Annotated in this window: 19 protein-coding genes; 11 read left to right on the top strand and 8 right to left on the bottom strand. The window is 64.2% G+C overall.

From position 1 onward, the window contains the following. Window positions 1-5: 5 nt before the first annotated feature. The 5 genes from AO684_RS03605 to AO684_RS03585 form a co-directional block, all read right to left on the bottom strand. Window positions 6-1,184: an acetate/propionate family kinase gene (locus AO684_RS03605; protein WP_054301377.1), complete on the bottom strand. Its 1,179-nt coding sequence runs from the start codon at window positions 1,182-1,184 to the stop codon at window positions 6-8. A gap of 11 nt (window positions 1,185-1,195) precedes the next feature. After that, a complete protein-coding gene (locus tag AO684_RS03600) occupies window positions 1,196-1,789 on the bottom strand; it encodes a hypothetical protein (RefSeq protein WP_054301376.1) in 594 nt (197 codons plus the stop codon). A gap of 136 nt (window positions 1,790-1,925) precedes the next feature. After that, a complete protein-coding gene (locus AO684_RS03595) occupies window positions 1,926-2,948 on the bottom strand; it encodes an ABC transporter substrate-binding protein (RefSeq protein ID WP_054301375.1) in 1,023 nt (340 codons plus the stop codon). After that, window positions 2,918-4,318: a sensor histidine kinase gene (locus AO684_RS03590; RefSeq protein ID WP_054301374.1), complete on the bottom strand. Its 1,401-nt coding sequence runs from the start codon at window positions 4,316-4,318 to the stop codon at window positions 2,918-2,920. Before AO684_RS03590 ends, AO684_RS03595 begins: the two co-directional genes overlap by 31 nt. After that, the gene (locus AO684_RS03585) at window positions 4,315-4,980 is read right to left on the bottom strand and encodes a response regulator transcription factor (RefSeq protein WP_054301446.1); all 666 of its coding nucleotides are present in this window, start codon (window positions 4,978-4,980) and stop codon (window positions 4,315-4,317) included. Before AO684_RS03585 ends, AO684_RS03590 begins: the two co-directional genes overlap by 4 nt. Before the next feature lie 117 nt (window positions 4,981-5,097). On the opposite strand from AO684_RS03585, the gene AO684_RS03580 reads away from it, so the two are divergent. The 7 genes from AO684_RS03580 (at window position 5,098) to AO684_RS03550 (ending at window position 11,693) form a co-directional block, all read left to right on the top strand. Further along, entirely contained in the window at window positions 5,098-6,063 is a 966-nt protein-coding gene (locus AO684_RS03580; protein WP_054301373.1) for a tripartite tricarboxylate transporter substrate binding protein, read from the top strand. Beyond that, complete coding sequence (locus AO684_RS03575) at window positions 6,063-6,503, top strand: tripartite tricarboxylate transporter TctB family protein (RefSeq protein ID WP_054301372.1); 441 nt, start codon at window positions 6,063-6,065, stop codon at window positions 6,501-6,503. The genes AO684_RS03580 and AO684_RS03575 overlap by 1 nt, the downstream gene beginning before the upstream one ends. Window positions 6,504-6,513: 10 nt before the next feature. After that, entirely contained in the window at window positions 6,514-8,034 is a 1,521-nt protein-coding gene (locus AO684_RS03570) for a tripartite tricarboxylate transporter permease (RefSeq protein WP_054301371.1), read from the top strand. 3 nt (window positions 8,035-8,037) lie between these two features. Further along, the gene (locus AO684_RS03565; protein ID WP_054301370.1) at window positions 8,038-9,396 is read left to right on the top strand and encodes an acyclic terpene utilization AtuA family protein; all 1,359 of its coding nucleotides are present in this window, start codon (window positions 8,038-8,040) and stop codon (window positions 9,394-9,396) included. Then, a complete protein-coding gene (locus AO684_RS03560; protein ID WP_054301369.1) occupies window positions 9,389-9,691 on the top strand; it encodes a DUF4387 family protein in 303 nt (100 codons plus the stop codon). The genes AO684_RS03565 and AO684_RS03560 overlap by 8 nt, the downstream gene beginning before the upstream one ends. Before the next feature lie 67 nt (window positions 9,692-9,758). Next, a complete protein-coding gene (gene mgrA, locus AO684_RS03555; protein ID WP_054301368.1) occupies window positions 9,759-10,790 on the top strand; it encodes an L-glyceraldehyde 3-phosphate reductase in 1,032 nt (343 codons plus the stop codon). Between the two features lie 60 nt (window positions 10,791-10,850). Continuing rightward, window positions 10,851-11,693: a calcium-binding protein gene (locus AO684_RS03550; RefSeq protein WP_054301367.1), complete on the top strand. Its 843-nt coding sequence runs from the start codon at window positions 10,851-10,853 to the stop codon at window positions 11,691-11,693. 3 nt (window positions 11,694-11,696) lie between these two features. On the opposite strand, the gene AO684_RS03545 is transcribed toward AO684_RS03550, so the two are convergent. Next, window positions 11,697-12,650, bottom strand: a complete 954-nt coding sequence (locus AO684_RS03545) for a DUF4105 domain-containing protein (protein WP_235451202.1) — start codon at window positions 12,648-12,650, stop codon at window positions 11,697-11,699. After that, window positions 12,647-13,381 (bottom strand): bifunctional 2-polyprenyl-6-hydroxyphenol methylase/3-demethylubiquinol 3-O-methyltransferase UbiG, encoded by a 735-nt coding sequence (ubiG, locus tag AO684_RS03540; protein WP_054301366.1) that lies wholly within the window; start codon window positions 13,379-13,381, stop codon window positions 12,647-12,649. The genes AO684_RS03545 and ubiG overlap by 4 nt, the downstream gene beginning before the upstream one ends. A 50-nt stretch (window positions 13,382-13,431) precedes the next feature. Here ubiG and pip point away from each other — a divergent pair, with 50 nt between their 5' ends. Together pip and AO684_RS03530 are read left to right on the top strand one after the other, a co-directional pair. Next, window positions 13,432-14,415 carry a prolyl aminopeptidase gene (pip, locus tag AO684_RS03535; RefSeq protein WP_054301365.1) on the top strand — a complete coding sequence of 328 codons (984 nt, stop codon included), beginning with the start codon at window positions 13,432-13,434 and terminating at the stop codon, window positions 14,413-14,415. Next, window positions 14,416-14,901: a TspO/MBR family protein gene (locus AO684_RS03530; protein WP_054301364.1), complete on the top strand. Its 486-nt coding sequence runs from the start codon at window positions 14,416-14,418 to the stop codon at window positions 14,899-14,901. It abuts the gene before it with no gap. A 19-nt stretch (window positions 14,902-14,920) separates the two neighbouring features. Here AO684_RS03530 and AO684_RS21750 read toward each other — a convergent pair whose 3' ends face one another. Further along, window positions 14,921-16,792, bottom strand: coding sequence for a calcium-binding protein (locus AO684_RS21750; RefSeq protein WP_054301363.1), 1,872 nt, complete (start codon window positions 16,790-16,792; stop codon window positions 14,921-14,923). Between the two features lie 259 nt (window positions 16,793-17,051). On the opposite strand from AO684_RS21750, the gene rimP reads away from it, so the two are divergent. Both rimP and nusA read left to right on the top strand, forming a co-directional pair. Next, window positions 17,052-17,663, top strand: coding sequence for a ribosome maturation factor RimP (gene rimP / locus AO684_RS03520; RefSeq protein ID WP_054301444.1), 612 nt, complete (start codon window positions 17,052-17,054; stop codon window positions 17,661-17,663). Window positions 17,664-17,680: 17 nt separating this feature from the next. Then, window positions 17,681-19,297: a transcription termination factor NusA gene (nusA, locus tag AO684_RS03515; protein ID WP_054301362.1), complete on the top strand. Its 1,617-nt coding sequence runs from the start codon at window positions 17,681-17,683 to the stop codon at window positions 19,295-19,297. Window positions 19,298-19,308 lie beyond the last annotated feature (11 nt).

The following is a 19,308-nucleotide window of genomic DNA, read 5'->3' as shown; positions in this document are numbered from 1 at the left end:
CGGCACTAGGACGCCGAAATCCCCACGGCAGCGCGGGCGGCACGGGCGATCACCAGTTCCTCATGCGTGTTGATGATCATGACCGTGGTGCGCGAAAACTCGGATGACAGGACCGTGGCGCTTTCTGCGTTCCTGCCATGGTCGATCTCGACCCCCATCCAGCCCAGACGCTCGCAGATCCGGCGGCGGACGCTGCGCGAGTTTTCCCCGATGCCGCCGCAGAAGACCAGTGCGTCGATTCCCCCCATGACGGCGGCCATGGCGCCCAGTTCGCGCTGTACGCGGAATACGAAGTAGTCGATGGCGCGATGGGCTTCGGGGCTGTCGGCGGCTTCAAGCGTGCGCATGTCGTTCGACAGCCCGCCCGACAGGCCCAGAAGACCGGATTCGTTGTACAGGATCTGGCGGATCTGAGCGGTATTCAACCCTTCGCGATCCAGCATGTACAGCAGGACGCCGGGGTCGATCTGGCCGCAGCGGGTGCCCATCGGCAATCCGTCCAGCGCGGAAAACCCCATCGAGGAGGCAACAGAGCGCCCGCGATGGATGGCGCACATCGAGGCCCCATTGCCCAGATGCGCGACAACGACGCGCCCTTCCATCAGATGCGGCGCGAGACGGCGCAATTCTCCGGTGACATATTCATAGCTGAGGCCGTGAAAGCCGTAGCGCCGCACGCCCGCCTCGTAATAACGGTGCGGAATGGCGAAAGTGTCGTTCACGAAGGGCTGGCCACGATGGAAGGCCGTGTCGAAACAGGCGATCTGCGGCACATCGGGGAAGGCGGCCATGGCGGCTCGGATACCCGCGATGTTGTGGGGCTGATGCAGCGGGGCGAAAGGCTCCAGCATCCGCAGCTTTGCCAGCACGGCATCGGTCACGACAACCGGCTGGACGTAATCCAGCCCGCCATGCACGACCCGGTGGCCCACGGCGGCCATGCGCAGGCCGGGGAAGTGCTGTTTCACCGTGCCGATCACCATGGACAGCGCGCCTTCATGGCTGGACAGATCACCGGGCGGCAATGTCAGTTCCGCGCCGGTGGCATCCTTCAGAACCATACGGCCTTCCGGCCCGATCCGCTCGGCCTGGCCGGTCAGCAGGGCCGTGTCCCCCTCTGCCGGAAACAGGGCCACCTTCAGCGAGGAAGACCCGGCGTTAAGTGCCAGAAAGCCGGTGGTCATGTCATTGCCCTTTACTGCGTCAGGATTTCATAAACCTCTCCGCGCCCGTCGACCGGCGCGAAGATGATGTAATACAGATCCGGCCCGCCCCGGTACATCAGGCCCAGACTGTCTGTTCCGGCTTCGGGGTCGCCAGTGTAGCCGCGCGGGGCCTCGCCGGTGAAATAGCTGCCACCCCGGAAGGCAAAGTTCGTTCCGGTCGCGCCGGGCAGAACCAGCCCCAGCCGGCGCTGGGAGCCTGCATCTTTCTGAAACACCAGCCCGGCCGGACCCTCCTGCCGGAAGCTGCATGGAAAGAACGGATACCCAAGCGCGATATCGGCGGTGACCTGAAGGCTGCGCACCCTGCAGGGGGTATTGGCAAGGCTCAGCCGGTCGGGCATCGGCAGGCGATTCCCGTCGATCACCGCCAGAAAATCGGCCACGGCGGCGGCGTCCTGACCGTCGGCGTGCGGGGCCAGCCGCGCGCGCAGATCGGCCTCCGCCCCCTCCAGTGTCGTGATCTGTTCGGGTGTCAGCAGGGCATCGGTGGTTTGTGCAATCAGTGGCTGGGCTGACAGAAGCAAGGCAAGACAGGCCGCACTCCGGCGGCAAAGACGGTTCATGGCAAAAGCTCCGATCCGAGACATGCACCCGGCGCGGGCAGGCTGCTTCGGTGACGTGACGGCGCGATGAACGCCCGCCGGACCGCCAAACTGTTTCAAACCGCTCCGGACAAGGCAAGGATCATCCGGCGGGCTTTCACGGCTGCTTCACTGCCGCGGCCCACTCCTCCAGAAAGGCGCGGCGCTTGACGCGGTCCAGATAGACCAGCAGGCCGGGGTCCAGCCGGATCGGGCGCAGGCGCGGGGTCTGCACGAGTGCGGCCTCGTTGACCGGCGGCAGACCCCCCTGTTGGCCGGACAGGCGGCGGCCTTCGGGTGACAGCAGGAAGTCGATGAACATGCCTGCAAGCTCGGGGTTGCGCGCGTCTTTCGGGATCAGCGCGGTGCGCAAAAGCGTCAGAGTGAAATCCTCGAACTCGATCAGCGCCACATCCGGGTCATGCGCGGCGCGGGTGGCGGCGTAGCTGCCCAGCACATTATAGGCCAGCGCCAGTGTGCCGGTTTCCAGATCGTCCAGCATGGGCTTGGTGCTGGCGTAAAGCCGGGGGCGGTTGGCACCCATCACCTCGGCCAGTCGCCAGAAACTGTCGGATTGCCGCGCCTCCTGCGTTGCAAACAGATAGCCCGCGCCGGATTGCAGCGGGTCATAGGTGCCGATCCGGCCCTCGAACCGGCCGGGATGATCGCGCAGGAGGTCGATCAGATCACGGCGGGTGCGGGGCAGGGCCAGCCCTTCCAGCGCCTTGCGCGAGGCGACCAGCACCACCGGCTCCTGCGCGAAGCCGAAGATACGATCCTGCCATTGCGCCCAGTCCGGCAGTTGTGCGGCACTGGCATGCGGCAGGGCGAAGCCGTCATTTGCCAGCTTCATCTGCAGGTCCATCGCGCTGGAAATCGCCAGATCGCAGGCCACGCCCTCATCGGCCACCGCAGTGTAGACACTGGCGCTGCCGGTCACGGTATAGCGGATCGTCACCGACGAATGGCGCGCCTGAAAGGCGGTCAGCAGCGGGGCGAAATATTCAGTGTCGGTGGTGGACAGAATCCACAACTCGGACCCTGCGCCGGTGCCGGGGAAGACGTGTTCCTCCTCCACCGGGAAGGCGGCGGCGCAGAGAGGCGAAAGGATTACTGCAAGGGCACAGAGAATTCGGCGCATACGCCCCCTCCTTCACGTTCCATCAGGCTGAACCGCCCGTCATGGGCTGCGGCGACTTCGGTCACGATGGTCAGGCCAAGGCCCGAACCCACCACATCGGCGACATTGCCACCCCGGCGAAAGCGGCCCGAAAGGCTGGCGGGGTCAAGGCCCGACAGGCCGCGCCCGCGATCCTCGACCCGCAGCACCGCGCGGTTGTCCTCAGCCGCCAGCGACAGACGGACAACGCTGTCCTCGGGCGAATATTTCACTGCATTGTCCAGAATATTGCGCACCGCACTTTCCAGCAGCGCCCGGTCGCCCGTCACCGGCAGGGGCTGCGGTGCGGGTGACAGCCGCAGGTCGACATCCTTCAGCGAGGCGGCGGGTTCGATGGAGGCCACCACCCCCGCGACCAGCGCGCCGAAATCCAGCGCGTCCGAGGTCATCCTGTCGGACCGATAGACGACGATGGCGTGATCCAGCAACTGCGTGGCGGACCGCGCGCTTTCCTCGACCGCGCGGATCACGCCACGCAGAGTCTGGCGCGTCGCCTCGTTATCGGATTGCCGCAGCGCGATTTCCGCCTGTGCCCGGACAGTGGCCAGTGGAGTACGGATGTGATGCGCGGCTTCTGTGATGAAGGTTTCTGTCCGGCCCAGAGCGGCGCGCAGCCGGGCGATGAAGCCGTTCAGCGCACCGACCAGTGGCACCAGTTCGCGCGGGGTGCTGGCATCGACGGCGCGCAGATCCTCCGGCCCGCGCCGGGCCACCGCCTCGGCCAGCCGGTCGATGGGGGCCAGAACCGATCCTGCCGCGATCAGCGACAGCAGAAGCGCCAGGGTGAAGAACCCCAGCCCCAGCCCCGCCGCGCGATTGGCGATGCGTTCGGCAATCGCGTCCTGCCCCAGCCGGGTCTGGGCGACCAGCACCAGAACCGGCAGGGCCTGACCTGCAACCACCACCTGACGGGTGACGGCTGCGATGCGCACCTCGGTGTCGCGGAAGGGGCGGGTATAGAACTGCGGGCCGACCTTGCCCGAAGCCTCGGGCGGCAGCGGCAGGTCGTCATAGCCGGTCACTGTCTCGCCGCCCACGTCGATGCGGTAGAACACCCTGTCTTCGGAAATCGAGCCCAGCACCGAGAAGGCATCGTAGGGCAGGTCAATTTCCACCTGTTCGGTGCCCGCGCGCAACTGTTCGGCGATGGCCGTGGTGGCGGCGCCCAGAATGCCATCCTGTGTCGTTTCGGCGGCCTGTCCGGCCACGGTGCGGACCGTGAAATACAGAAACACCGCCAGCATCGCGGCGATGCCCAGAAGCTGTAACAGCAGCCGCTGCCGGAGCGACAGAGGCGCCCTTGGCATGCGCCAGCGTATGCGCCCGGTCATTCGCCGGTCAGCCGGTAACCGACGCCGCGCAGCGTCTCGATCCGGGCGGCAGAGCCTTCCAGTTTTTTCCGCAGGCGGGCGACATAGACCTCGATCGCGTTCTCTGACACGGCTTCGGAATAGGAAAACAGCCGGTCGCAAAGCTGCGCCTTCGAGAAGATCCGCTCGGGCGCGGACAGCAGGATTTCCAGCAGCCGCAATTCGCGTGACCGCAGTTCCCGTGTTTCGCCCGCGATACTGACCGTGGCGGTCAACGGGTTGAAGGTGACGCCCGCATAGTCGCGCACCGTCTGCAAGGCGCCACCCCGGCGCCGCAGCACGGCGCGGCAGCGGGCCTCCAGCTCGGCAAAGTCGAAGGGTTTGGTGATGTAGTCGTCAGCGCCAAGGTCCAGCACATCCACCCGGTCCGAAACGGCGGCGCGGGCGGTCATCATGATGATCGGCGTATCCCGGCGGGCGCGGCGCTGGGCCACCAGAAAGTCGCGGCCATCGCCATCGGGCAGGGCGATATCCAGCAGGATCAGATCATAGCTGGCGGCAGCGAGGCAATCCTCGGCGTCGGCGATTCTCGCCGCACGGTCCACCGCATGCCCGTCCAGCGCCAGCCGTGTGGCGACCGAATGGGCCAGATCGTCGTTATCCTCGACAAGAAGAAAGCGCATTGCCGCAGTTTTCATCGCTGGTGACAGGTTCATGTCAGCTTTTCAGCGAATCGTGTTCCCCGCAAGGGCCGGTGGAGGCTGGCCCGGCTTTGAAAAAGATGTCTCGGGAGGACACGCATGAAATCGACCCTGTTCCGCGCGCTGCTGGCCAGTGCTGCCCTTGGCCTTGGCGCCACCTCGGCCTTCGCGACCGAATGCATCGCCCCGGCGGATGCCGGTGGCGGCTGGGACTTCACCTGCCGTCAGATCGGCAAGATCCTTTATGATCTTAAACTGGTCGACCAGCCGGTTCAGGTGACCAATATGGCGGGCGCCGGTGGCGGCCTTGCCTTCAGCCATGTTGTCGCCGAGCGCGGCAAGGACGCCGATCTGATCGTCGCGGCCTCGTCGGCCACCACCACCCGTCTGGCGCAGAATGCCTATGGTGGCGCGACCGCCGATCAGGTGCGTTTCGTCGGTGCCATCGGTGGCGACCCCGGTGTGATCGTGGTTGCCAAAGACAGCCCCTATCAGACGCTGACCGATCTGGTCGAGGCGATCAAGGCAGATCCCGGCTCGGTGGCTTTTGCCGGTGGGTCGGCTGCGGGCGGCTTTGACCACCTGAAGCCGCTGATGGTACTGAAAGCCGCAGGCTTCACCGATGTGGCCAAGGTCAAGTACATCGGCATGGACGGCGGTGCAGAGGCGATCACCCAGACCATCGGCGGCTTCACCCAGGCGATGACCGGCGACATGTCGGAAATCGTGGGCTTCATCAAATCGGGCGACGTGCGTCCGCTGGCCGTGCTGACCTCCGAGCGCGTGCCGGGCTTCGAGGATATTCCGACCGCCAAGGAGCAGGGCCTCAATGTCGAGGTCGTCAACTGGCGCGGCCTGTATGTGCCCAAGGGCATCAGCGACGACGCCTTCAACGCCTGGGCCGAGAAGCTGCAAAAAGTGGCGGACAGTGATGAGTGGAAAGCGGTCATGGCGTCGAACGGCCTCGCCCCCTTCACCAAGGTCGGTGCTGACTTCCAGAGCTGGGTGGATGGCGTCGTTGCCGAAACCACCGAGCTTTCGAAAGAAATCGGGGTGATCCAGTAATGGCCAGCGACCGGATCTTCGGTCTGGTCGTGGCGATCTTGGCGCTCGCGTATCTCGCGGGCGCCTTCCAGATCCAGACCAGCTTTCTGTCGGACCCGGTGGGCCCGCGGGTGTTTCCCATGATGATCGCCGTCGTCGGCCTGCTGTGCGGGCTCGCGATGCTGTGGAAGCCCGATGCCGAACCGGAATGGCCGCCCCTGCCGGTCTGGATGAAGATGGCGCTGACGGTCGTTATCCTGACCCTTTATGCCTACATGCTTGCGCCGCTGGGCTTCCTGATCCCCACCGCGCTGGTCGCGGCCGGTGTCAGCTACATGATCGCGCCGCAGCCCGCGAAGGCGGCGATCACGGGCATCTGCCTGTCGGTCGGCCTGTTCGTGCTGTTCAAATACGCCCTCGGCCTCGGGCTTGTCGCCCTGCCAAGAGCACTGATGGGTTGAGGGGGCATTGATGGATACGATTTCCAACCTCGTCATGGGGTTCGGCGTTGCGCTGACCCCCTTCACGCTGCTGCTGGCCGTGGTCGGCTGTTTCCTTGGCACGATGTTCGGCGCGCTGCCCGGCCTTGGCCCGGCCAATGGCGTGGCGATCCTCATTCCGGTCGCCTTCACCATGGGTCTGGATGCGACACAGTCGCTGGTGCTGCTGACCTCGGTCTACTACGGCACCATGTATGGCGGGCGGATCAGCTCGATCCTGCTGAACATTCCGGGTGACGAACCTGCGATGATGACCACGCTGGACGGCTTCCCGATGGCCCGGCAGGGCCGGGCAGGGGACGCGCTGGTGATTTCGGGTGTCGCCTCTTTTGTCGGTTCTTTCCTTGCGACCATCGGCCTTGTCGTGATGGCGCCGGTGCTGGCCAGCATCGCCTATCTGTTCGGCCCGGCCGAATATTTCGCCCTGTACCTGCTGGCCTTCTGCACGCTGGGCGGCGTCGCCTCGAAGAACCAGGCGAAAGCTGCAGCGGCGGCCTGTCTGGGGCTTGGCATCGCGATGATCGGTCTGGACAATTCGACCGGCCTGCCGCGCTATACCGGCGGCAACATGCACCTGATGGACGGGGTGGATTTCCTTGTCGCAATCGTCGGTCTGTTCGCCATCTCGGAAATCTTCATCTTCATTGAAAGCCATGGCCGCAACAGCGCCATCGGCGTGACTCTCGGCAAGCTGACAATCCCGTGGCAGGATCTGAAAGCCTCCACCGGGACCATGCTGCGCGGCACCGGCATCGGCTTTGTGGCCGGAGTTCTGCCGGGGGCGGGGGCGTCGCTGGGTTCGTTCATGGCCTACATGGCCGAAAAGAGCATCCTCGGTTCGCGGGGCCGCTTTGGCCAGGGCGATCCGCGCGGCGTGGCCGCGCCCGAGGCGGGCAACAATGCCGCGGCCGGTGGTGCGATGGTGCCGATGCTGACGCTGGGTGTGCCGGGTTCGGGCACCACGGCGGTGATGCTGGCACTGCTTCTGACGCTGAACATCACGCCGGGGCCGACGCTGTTCCGTGACCAGCCCGAAGTGGTCTGGGGTCTGATCGCCAGCCTGTTCATCGCCAATATCGTGTTGCTGGTGATGAACGTGCCGATGGTGAAGCTGTTCGTCCGCGTTCTGATGATCCCGGCCTGGGTCCTGCTGCCCATGGTCACGATGATCAGCTTTGTCGGCATCTATTCTCTGTCGGGCAGCACCTTCGATCTGCTGTTGATGGTGGTCTTTGGTGTGCTGGGCTACTTCCTGCGCAAGCTGGACGTGCCGACGGTGCCGGTGATCCTTGGCATCCTGCTGGGCTCGAACATGGAAGACAGCCTGCGCCGGGCCATGGTGATTTCGGACGGGGACTGGACCTTCCTGTTCTCGACCCCCATCTCCATCGGCTTGTGGATCGCGGCGATCGCCGGCTTCATTGCGCCGCTGTTCCTGCGCACCGTGCTGAAGAAGCCGCCGGTGCCTGCCATGGAAGCAAACGAGGACTGAGGTATGACACGGGTTCTGATCCCCACCGGGGCTTTGGGCCTTGGCTATGACCGCGCGGCTTTGTCGCGCGGTATCGCCAACAGGCCGGATATCATCGCGGTTGACGGGGGGTCCACGGACAGTGGGCCCTCTTACCTTGGGCGTGGTGTGTCCAAATATTCGCGCGCCTCGACCAAGGCGGAGTGGCGCGGGCTGATGCAGGCGCGGGCCGAGGCGGGCGTGCCGCTGGTCATCGGCACGGCGGGCACCTGCGGCGCCGACAGCGCAGTGGACTGGCTGCTGGAAATCACCCGCGAGATCGCGGCCGAAACCGGACAAACCCTGCGCGTGGCCACGCTGAAAAGCGGGCAATCCCCCGCCGCGGTGAAAGCCGCGCTGGCCGAAGGGCGCATCGCGCCGCTGTTCCCGGCGCCCGAAATCTCGGATGCGCTGATCGACGCTTGCAGCAATATCGTGGCGCTGGCGGGGGCTGAGCAGATCGCGGCGGCGCTGGCGACCGGCGCCGATATCGTGATTGCCGGGCGGACCACCGATACGGCCATCATCGCGGCGCTGCCGCTGGTGAACGGCGATCATCCGGGGGGCTGCTGGCACGGCGCCAAGATCGGCGAATGCGGTGCCATCGCCACCACCCAGCCTGCCACTGGCGTCATCCAGATCGACTTTGACGCGACCGGCTTCACTATGGAGCCGATGGCCCTGACCGCCGCCGCCACGCCCTACACGGTGTCGGCGCATATGCTTTACGAAAACTCCGATCCCTTCGTGCTGTATGAGCCGGGCGGGCATCTGGATGTCACCGGCGCCAGCTATACTGCGCTGGATGCGCGGCGCGTGCGCGTCGAAGGCTCGGAATGGATCAGGGGCGCCTATACGGTGAAGCTGGAGGGGGCCCGCGTCGCGGGCTACCAGACCGTCGCGCTGGCCCTGCTGCGGGACCGCCGCTATGTGCGCCATGCCCGCGAATGGGCGGCGGATGTGCAGGCCCGCGTCGCGGCGCAGATCGTGGAGCGGATGGGCCTTTCGCCTGATGACTTCACGCTGGAACTGCGGCTGATCGGCATGGACGCAACGCTTGGCCCGCTGGAAAACCGCACGACCCCCCCGGTCGAGGTGGGGGTTCTGGGCATCGTCACCTGCCCGACCGAGGCGCAGGCGGCTGAGGCGGGCAAGATGCTCAATCCCTATCTGCTGCATCACGCGCTGACCGAGGATGAGCCGATGCCGACCTTCGCCTTCCCCTTCTCGCCGGCGGAAATGCAGCGCGGGGCGCTGTATGAATTCTGTCTGAACCATGTAATGCGGCTGGACGATCCGATGTTGGCCTTCCGTCTGGATGTGCACGAGGTGGGCCATGGCTGAACTGGGAACGCTGGTCGAAAAGGTCCGGTCCAAGAACGCCGGGCCGTTCTGGCTGACGGTGGATATCTTCTGCGGCAGTGCCGAGGCTTTCGCCCGCGTCACGACGGGGCTGGATACAACCCGCGTCGCGCATCTGTTCGGGGTTGAACCGCAGGCGATGAAACGCTTCGATATCCCTGATCTGAACGTGGTGAAACTGTCGGTGCCGCGCCCGGTGGTGCAGGGCACCCGTGCCGACCGTGACATGCACGGCGCGGGCTGGGCCGTGCTGGTCGAGGAAATGGAGATCGCCTGATCTTTCCTCCACGATCTTTCACATGCCGGGCGGTAGCGCTATCATCCTGCCGAACACGGAGGATGCCATGACCTATCGCCCGGCGGATGACCGCTATTCCCGCATGATCTATCGCCGTTGCGGCCACTCGGGGCTGAAGCTTCCGGCGGTCAGCCTTGGCCTTTGGCACAACTTCGGCCACGATACCCCGCATCAGGTCAAGCGTGACATCTGCCGCACTGCGTTTGACCTTGGGATTACCCATTTCGATCTGGCCAACAACTATGGCCCGCCGCCCGGCAGCGCCGAAGAGGCATTCGGAGAAATTCTTCGCACCGATTTCGCGGGCTACCGGGACGAGCTGATCATCTCGTCCAAGGCGGGCTATGATATGTGGGCCGGGCCCTATGGCGAATGGGGCAGCCGCAAGTATCTGATTGCCTCGTGTGATCAGTCGCTGAAGCGGATGGGTCTAGATTACGTCGATATCTTCTATTCCCACCGTTTCGACCCGGAAACGCCGCTGGAAGAAACGATGATGGCACTGGATCACATCGTCCGCTCGGGGCGCGCGCTTTACGTCGGGATTTCCAGCTACAACAGTCAACGCACCCGCGAGGCAGTGGCGATCCTGAAGGATCTGGGCACGCCGCTGCTGATCCATCAACCCAGCTACAACCTGCTGAACCGCTGGGTGGAACGCGACGGGCTGAAGGACACGCTGGCCGATCTGGGCGTCGGCTCCATTGCTTTCACGCCGCTGGCGCAGGGCATCCTGACCAAGAAATATCTGGGCGGAATCCCGGCGGGCAGCCGCGCCGCGCAGGGCAAGAGCCTTGCGCCCGAAACCATCACGCCGCGCGCGCTGGACAGCGTGCGGGCGCTGGATGCGCTGGCGCAAAAGCGCGGGCAGACGCTGGCGCAGATGGCGATTGCCTGGGTTCTGCGCGACGGTGGTATTACCACTGCGCTGATCGGGGCGTCGAAACCAGAACAGGTTGTCGATTGCGCGGGCGCCATCGGCAACCTGACCTTCACGCCCGAGGAACTGGCCGAGATCGACCGCATCGCCTCGGATGAGGACATCAACCTCTGGGCGAGATCGTCCGAGGCCGTGTAACCCGAATTGACGCTGCACGCGGTTCTGGCAGATTGCGTGCAGCGATTCGTGAGGGGTGACATGGCAACGGTATCAGTGACCGGCGATCTGGCCGGGTTGAGCGACAAGCTTCTGTCTGGATACGGCAATTCGACGGTCTATCTGGGCTATGGCCGGGCGATTTCCGTCCATATCGGCGATTTCTACTATGCGGGTCTTTCCGGCGATGGCGCGGTGATCCAGCAAAGCGGCGACACTGCGCTAAGCGGCAGTTTCGACTATGCGGCGCTTACACATTTCTCTGGCGGTTTCAAAACTCTGCTGAAGATCGACGGTTTCCGTGTCGATGCCGACAGCGTGTTTCCGCTGCACCATCGCGATGCAGGCGGGGTCTATGTGACCTATGGCCGGTCGGCACTGGTGCGCGCTGTCAACGCGCAAAGCTACGAGGTGACGGGTTCGGCCGGTGACGACACTCTTGCCCCCGGCAGCCTGTTCCTGCTGCGCGGCAATGACCGGCTGGACGGGCTGGGGGGCAATGACATCCTGTCTGGCGCGAATGGTTCCGATACTCTGTTGGGCGGCGCTGGCCGCGATGTGCTTTCCGGCGGGCGGGGCGGTGACATGTTGCAAGGTGGCGCGGGCAATGACGCGCTGTCAGGTGACGACGGTGCCGACCGGCTGGAGGGCGGGGTGGGGCGCGATGTGCTGACCGGCGGGCGCGGGGCCGATCTGTTCGTGTTTGGCGCGCGCAGCGGTGCCGATACGATCACCGACTTTCAGGACGGCATCGACCATCTTTCGGTGCGTGGTGGTTACGATCTGACCCAGAAGGCCGCGGGCGTTCTGGTGGAGCATGGCGATGGCACCGTCTTGCTGAAGGGCCTGACGCTTGACCAGATCGGAGCCGGGGACCTCCTGTAAGCCTTAGCGCCCCGCGCGGATACCAACGGAATAATCCGCCCCTTCGGGCAGGGCCTTCGCGCGGTCCGAAATCACCGCGCGGGCACGGATATCTTCCAGCGTACCCTCGTCGGCCAGAACGCCCATGCGGTAAAGCCAGTCGGGCAGATAGCCTGACAGCAGCAGGCTGCGGTCCAGCGGCAGATCGGGGTTCAGCACGCGCGTCAGTTGCCAGACAACGGTGGTGCAATTGGCAGTGACCGTATTATACCAGCGCGGCTTTTCGTTCAGTGCACTGCCCAGTTCGACATATCGCAGGAACACAGCGCGCAACTGCTCTGGCGTCAGGCGCAGGGGATACAGTCTCACTTCCTCGCCGCGAAAGTTGGTGCGCAGTTTGACCACATCCGCCTCGTCGGCTGCGATCAGTGACAGTTCGAACTGGCGGAAGAAGCCGCCGATGCTGCTGAAGGCCTCGCCTTTCTCGCGGCGGATCTCGACCGAGAATACCACATGGCGGCCATCGGCAAAGCCGAAGCTGACCAGGAGATGCGCGATTTTCGGACTGTCCCAGACCGAAGTGATCATGTCGGCCCCGGTCAGTTGCGACAGATCGTAGCTGCGGGTTTCCCAGAGCTCGGTGGCATGGGCGGCATCGGTCCAGCGGAAGGCGCGGACGTTGTGCAGCGTCACCTTGTCCCCCTCGATATCGCCTTGCACGATATGGGCGACATCAGGCGCCCAGTCGCGGTTCTGCTGTGGGCGCAGGCTCAGATACCAGCCACCGATCACCAGCGCGGACAGCGCAAGTGCGCTCCACCCCCAGCCGGGGCCAAGCCTGGCCCAGACCACCCCGGCGACCAGCAGCGCGAAAGCCGCCATCGCGACGGGACGGGCCTGCGGAAACTGCACCCAGAGCGCGGTGCCCGCCCAGGCCGACCCCAGAAGCAGCAGCGCCCAGAACAGCACGGCTTTCACCGCTTCACGCTCGCGGTGACATAGTTCACCGAAAGGTCGCGGGCCGACAGGCTCCAGTTCCAGCTGACGGGGTTGAACACCATACCTTTGCGATCCACCGGGTCGAGACCGGCGCGGCGGATCAGGTCGTAAAGCTCGTCCGGGGTGATGAACTTGGCCCAGTCATGCGTGCCTTTCGGCAGCCAGCGCATCACCCATTCGGCACCGACAATCGCCATGGCAAAGCTTTTGGCGTTGCGGTTCAGCGTGGAACAGATCATCAGCCCGCCGGGTTTCAGCAGGGTCTGACAGGCTGTCAGATAGGCCAGCGGATCGGCCACATGTTCTACCACCTCCATGTTCAGCACCACGTCGAACTGTTCGCCCGCCTCGGCCAGCGCCTCTGCCGTGGTGTTGCGATAGTCGATCGTCAGACCCGACTGTTCGGCATGAAGCTGTGCCACAGGAATATTGCGCGGCGCCGCATCGGCGCCCACCACATCGGCACCGAGTCGCGCCATCGGTTCCGACAGAAGCCCGCCGCCACAGCCGATATCGAGGATCCGCAGCCCCGCGAACGGCTGCGGATGGGTCAGATTGCGGTCGAACTCGGCCGAAATCTGGCTGGTGATGTAATGCAGCCGACAGGGGTTCATCTGGTGCAGCGGCTTGAATTTTCCTGCCGGGTCCCACCATTCGGCGGCCATCGCCTCGAATTTCGCGACTTCACCGGGGTCGATGGTGGTGATCATGGCATTCTCTCCCGTGGCGGAATGGTTCCGGGCGGTTATATAATACGATCATGGATCACAGATCAGGCCAAAAGCGCGCAGTCGAGTATCTTTATCCGCCGGTCGAGCCTTTCGACCAGCGCCAGATCGACATGGGCGACGGGCATCGCATCTATGTGGAACAATGCGGCCGCCCGGATGGGGTGCCGGTTCTGGTGCTGCACGGCGGGCCGGGCGGCGGGTGCAGCCCGGCGATGCGGCGCTATTTCGACCCCGAGGTTTACCGGGTGATCCTGTTTGACCAGCGCGGATGCGGCCGCTCGCGCCCGACGGCGGCGGTGGCGGCGAACAGCACCTGGCATCTGGTGTCAGACATCGAGACGATCCGCGAATTGCTGGGGATCGACCGTTTCGTGCTGTTCGGCGGCAGCTGGGGAGCGACGCTGGCGCTGATCTATGCGATCACCCACCCGGACCGCGTGCGCCACATGGTGCTGCGCGGCGTGTTTCTGGGCACGCGGTCGGAACTGGACTGGTTCTATGGCGGCGGGGCGGGGGCGTTCTTCCCCGATCTCTGGGCGCGGTTTGTCGAACCGATCCCCGAGGCAGAGCGGGGGGATATGATTGGCGCTTACCACCGTCGCCTGTTTTCCGGCAACCTGCTGGAAGAGATGCGCTTTGCCCGTATCTGGGCGCAGTGGGAAAACGCGCTCGCCTCGGTCAGCACCGAGGGGGCCTGGCACGAAAGCCCGTCAGACTACGCCCGTGCCTTCGCGCGGCTGGAGAATCATTATTTCGTCAATGGCTGTTTTCTGGAAAGCGATGGCTGGATCTTGCAGAACCGGGGCCGGATCGAGCAGATCGGTGCCACCATCGTGCAGGGCCGCTATGACATGATCTGTCCGCCCGCCGCCGCATGGCGTCTTGCGCAGGGCTGGCGGCGCTGTGATTTGCGCATGGTGGGCATGGCCGGGCACGCTCTTTCGGAACCGGGGATCTCTGCCGGGCTTGTATCCGTGATGAACGGGCTTCGGCCGCTGATGAAAGATCTGTAGATGGATGGCACACTTCCCTTTGACTGGGGGCTTTTCGCTTTGTTCCTGGGGGCGAGCCTGGCCGCCGGGCTGACCGGCTGGATGTTCAAGCCGGGGGACTGGTACGAAGGGCTGGTGAAACCCGACTGGCGACCGAAGAACTGGATGTTTCCGGTTGCCTGGACCACGATCTACGTCCTGTCCAGCCTTGCGGCCACGCGGGTTGCGGGGCAACCCGGCAACGCTTTTGCCATGGGCTTCTGGGCCTTGCAGATCGCGCTGAATACGCTGTGGACGCCGACCTTCTTCGGTGCGCGCCGCATGGGCATGTCGGTGCTGGTGATGCTGGCGCTGTGTTTTGCCGTACTGGGGATGCTGTGGACCTTCTGGGGTCTTGATGGCCTGGCCTTCGTTCTGATCCTGCCCTATGCCGCGTGGCTCTGTCTGGCGGCGCCGTTGAACTGGCGCGTCTGGCGTGACAATCCGGCGGGCGGTGCGGGCGTCTGACCGCCCGCACGCGGATTCCTCAGAACATGAAGTTTCCCGCATCCTGCAACTGGCCCAGTGAAAGGCCGGTCACGACGATATGGATTGCCCCCATGTCGATGCGGGTTTCGGTGGCGCCGAGGCTGGTGAAGGTAAGGTCCGTCAGGGAATCCGCCCCCGCGATCTGGATGCGGTCCGCCCCGGCTGTGAAGCCTTCGATCCGGTCGGTGCCGCTGCCGGCACCGAATACGAAGACATCATTGCCGCCACCGCCCAGCAGCGTGTCATTGCCCGCCCCGCCGATGAGCGTGTCATTCCCCAGACCGCCGGTCAGCCGGTTTGCCAGCTCGTTCCCCTCAATCCGGTCCGCGCCTGCGGAACCCTGCACATTCTCGAACCCGGTCACGGCCAGATAGCCCTTGCCCGCGCCGTCGATGTTGCCGTTCTTCGCGGCGGGATTCTGCCAGGCGCCGAGGTTGTTCAGCGTGATCACCACGCCTTTTGAGAACTGGCTCAGATCCAGGGTGTCGACACCCTGACCACCGGACAGCAGCAACCCGTTGGCCGGGTCTTGCGCCTGCACGATCACCCTGTCGTCACCCCCGCCCAGCCGCAGCGTACCGACGCCGCCCTTGGCCAGCGTCACGGTGTCATTGCCTTCGCCGGTGCTGAGGCTGTCCACCCAGCCCGCGCCGGTGCGCACCACATCATTGCCGCCGCCGTTCGTTACCGACCCGGCTCCGCCCGCGCCGAGGCTGATGGTGTCGGCGCCGTCGCCGGTGGCGATATGATCCACCCAACCGGCTGCGGTTTTCACCTTGTTGATGCCGTTACCCAGAGAAAGCGTGTTCACCTGCGCAGTGCCGGACAAGGTGACGGTATCGTTGCCCTCATAGCTCTGGATCGCGCCGATCCAGCCGCCCTTGAGGATGAACTTGTTGTTGCCGCCTCCCGCCGCGATCTGGTTGATGTTGCCCGAGGTCACGGTGAAACTGTCGTTGCCGTCATAGGCGATGACCGAGTTCACCTGCTCCCCGCTCATGCGGAAGCTGTTGTTGCCGTCGCCGAGATCGGCCTGGTTGACACGACCGTTTCCGGTGATCGTCAAAGTGTCCTTGTTGGAGCCGAGCGAAACCTGCTCGACCCTGCCCGCGACGCTCACCTTGTCGATGCCGCCGGAGAAGCCAATGCTGCGCACTTCGCCGCCTGCGCCGATGGTGACTGTATTTGTGCCGGAGAAGCTGGTGATCGCGCCGACAAACCCGCCGCTGACGACAACCTTGCTGGTGCCCGATCCCAGGCTGACGCTGTCGGCCCCGCCCTTCAGTTCGAAGGTGTTGTTGCCGTTGGAACGGATGGAGCCGACATAGCCCGAGCCACCGATGAAGGTGTTGTTGCCCTCGTCGAAGTCGATGAATCCGACATAGCCGCTGCCGCCGGTCACGGTGTCATTCCCCTGGCTCAGCATCAGCGTCTGAACCGCGCCGTCGCCCAGCGTCACTTTGCTTTGTCGCGCGTCATAAAGCTCGACATGCTTGGTCTGCTGCGACCCCAGCGACAGGGTGACATTCGAATCCGCGCCACCGCTCAGGTAACGGATGCGGGTGTCGTGCAGTGTGATGTTCACATTTCCGTCCGAGGGCAGCTGCACAAGATCCAGCCGCCGCCCGACAACACCGTCATTCGCATCGGTGATCGTCAGCGACAAAGGGGTGGCCGGCGCGGAACTGTCAAAGGAAAGACGCCGGATGGTCCAGGGCTGGCCGGACAGTTTCAGCGACAGGCTGTCGGATGTGCCGGTCGATTCGTTGTTGATGTAGACGGAGCTGATCTGGCGCTCATCCCAGTTGAAACTGAAGCCGAAGGCAGAGAACGCAGTTGCCCCGTTGAGGGTGATCATGCGCTTGGACATGGGAAACTCCGTAAAGAAAATGGAACCAGAGGCTTGGGGTCTTGCAGGCGGCAGAAATACGGCGCCGCAGCGGCATCAGGCTATCAGTGCCGTGCCCGGCCCACAATCGGCTTGAGGGGGCCTCTGGCATTCCGCCTTGCTTTCCGGGGCGGAACGGCCTATATGGCTCTCAACAGCGGCGCTGACGGGTCCAAACCGTCGGCCCATCGAAAGATGTAAACGGGCCGCTCGAGCCCGTTTTTTGCTTTTTGGAACCCGGATGACCGATCTCATCGCCAAGACCGCCATCGACCGCCGACTGGCCGACATTGTCGGCCCGGTCATCGAAGGGCTGGGATTCGAACTGGTGCGCATCCGCCTGATGGGCGGCAAGACGCGGACCCTGCAAATCATGGTGGACCGCCCGGATGGCGGGATCGAGGTGGACGAATGTGCCGCCGTCTCCACCGCCGTTTCGGCCCTGCTGGACGTGGAAGACCCGATCGAGGACAATTATGTGCTTGAGGTCTCGTCCCCCGGCATCGACCGCCCGCTGACCCGCCTGAAGGACTTCGACATGTGGGTCGATTACGAGGCGCGGCTGGAAACGACCGAGTTGATTGATGGCCGTCGTCGCTTCAAGGGTGTGCTGCAAGGCACTGAAGGCGACGAGGTACTGATCGAGATCGAGGAAGGCGGCGAGACGCTAACCATCGGGCTGCAATTCGACTGGTTGTCGGATGCCAAGCTTCTGCTGACCGACGAACTGATCGCCGAGGTTCTGCGCCAGCGCAAGGAAGCCGGCGTCATCGACGAATCGAAGTTCGACGAGATCGAAGAAACCGAAGGGGATGAGGACGACGACCTCGAAACCCCCGCGACGAAACACTGACAGGCCAAGAGGACATCATGGCGATTACGTCTGCGAACCAGCTGGAGCTTCTGCAAACCGCCGAGGCGGTGGCGCGCGAAAAGATGATCGACCCGGATCTGGTGATTCAGGCGATGGAGGAATCCCTCGCCCGTGCCGCCAAATCGCGTTACGGCGCCGAACTGGACATCCGCGTCAAGATCGACCGCAAGACGGGCCGCGCCACCTTTGCCCGCATCCGCACCGTGGTGCCGGACGAGGAATACGAGAATCACCACGCCCAGCTGACCGTCAAGCAGGCCAAAACCTATCTGAAAGACCCGCAGGTCGGGGACGAGGTGATCGACGAGGTTCCGCCCGTGGATCTGGGCCGTATCGCCGCGCAAAGTGCCAAGCAGGTTATCCTGCAAAAGGTGCGCGAGGCCGAGCGTGACCGTCAGTATGACGAATTCAAGGATCGCAAGGGCACCATCATCAACGGTGTGGTGAAGCGTGAGGAATACGGCAACCTGATCGTCGACATTGGGCGGGGCGAGGGCATCCTGCGCCGGAACGAGAAGATCGGTCGCGAAAGCTATCGCCCGAATGACCGTATCCGCTGCTACGTCAAGGATGTGCGCCGCGAGACTCGTGGCCCGCAGGTCTTCCTGTCGCGCACCGATCCGCAGTTCATGGCGGAACTGTTCAAGATGGAAGTGCCGGAAATCTATGATGGCATCATCGAGATCAAGGCCGTCGCCCGTGACCCGGGTTCGCGCGCCAAGATCGCCGTGATCAGCTATGACAACTCCATTGACCCCGTGGGTGCCTGCGTCGGTATGCGCGGCAGCCGTGTGCAGGCCGTGGTGAACGAGCTTCAGGGCGAAAAGATCGACATCATTCCCTGGAACGGCGATACCGCCACCTTCCTCGTGAACGCCCTGCAACCCGCCGAGGTCAGCAAGGTCGTGTTCGACGAAGAGGCAGGCAAGATCGAGGTCGTGGTGCCGGACGAACAGCTTTCGCTGGCCATCGGTCGCCGCGGTCAGAACGTGCGTCTGGCTTCGCAGCTGACCGGGCTGGACATCGACATCATGACTGAGGCCGAGGAATCGGCGCGTCGTCAGGCCGAATTCGCCGAGCGTACGAAACTCTTCATGGATACCCTTGATATCGACGAGATGATGGCCCAGCTTCTGGTGGCGGAAGGCTTCACCAATCTGGAAGAAGTGGCCTATGTCGATCAGGACGAGCTTCTGTCCATCGACGGTTTCGATGAAGGCACCGCCGAGGAACTGCAAGCCCGCGCCCGCGACTACATCGAGGAACAGAATCGCAAGGCCATCGAGAATGCCCGCGCACTGGGCGTCGATGACAGCCTGTTCAACTTCGAGGGGCTGACACCCCAGATGATCGAGGCGCTGGCGAAGGACGGCATCAAGACGCTGGAAGATTTCGCCACCTGCGCCGACTGGGAACTGGCTGGCGGCTGGACGACCGAAAACGGCCAGCGCAAGAAAGATGACGGCGTGCTTGAGAAGTTCGAGGTCTCGCTGGAAGAAGCGCAGACCCTGATCATGACGGCGCGCGTCATGCTGGGCTGGGTCGACCCGACCGAACTGGCAGCGGCCGAGGCTGAAGACGAAGAGGGCGACGCCGAGGAGGCCGAGGCCTGAGCCTCGGGTTT

Origin of the sequence: Gemmobacter sp. LW-1 (genome assembly GCF_001303875.1) — a bacterium.
Lineage (GTDB): Bacteria > Pseudomonadota > Alphaproteobacteria > Rhodobacterales > Rhodobacteraceae > Gemmobacter > Gemmobacter caeni.
This window is presented reverse-complemented; position numbering and strand designations above follow the sequence as displayed.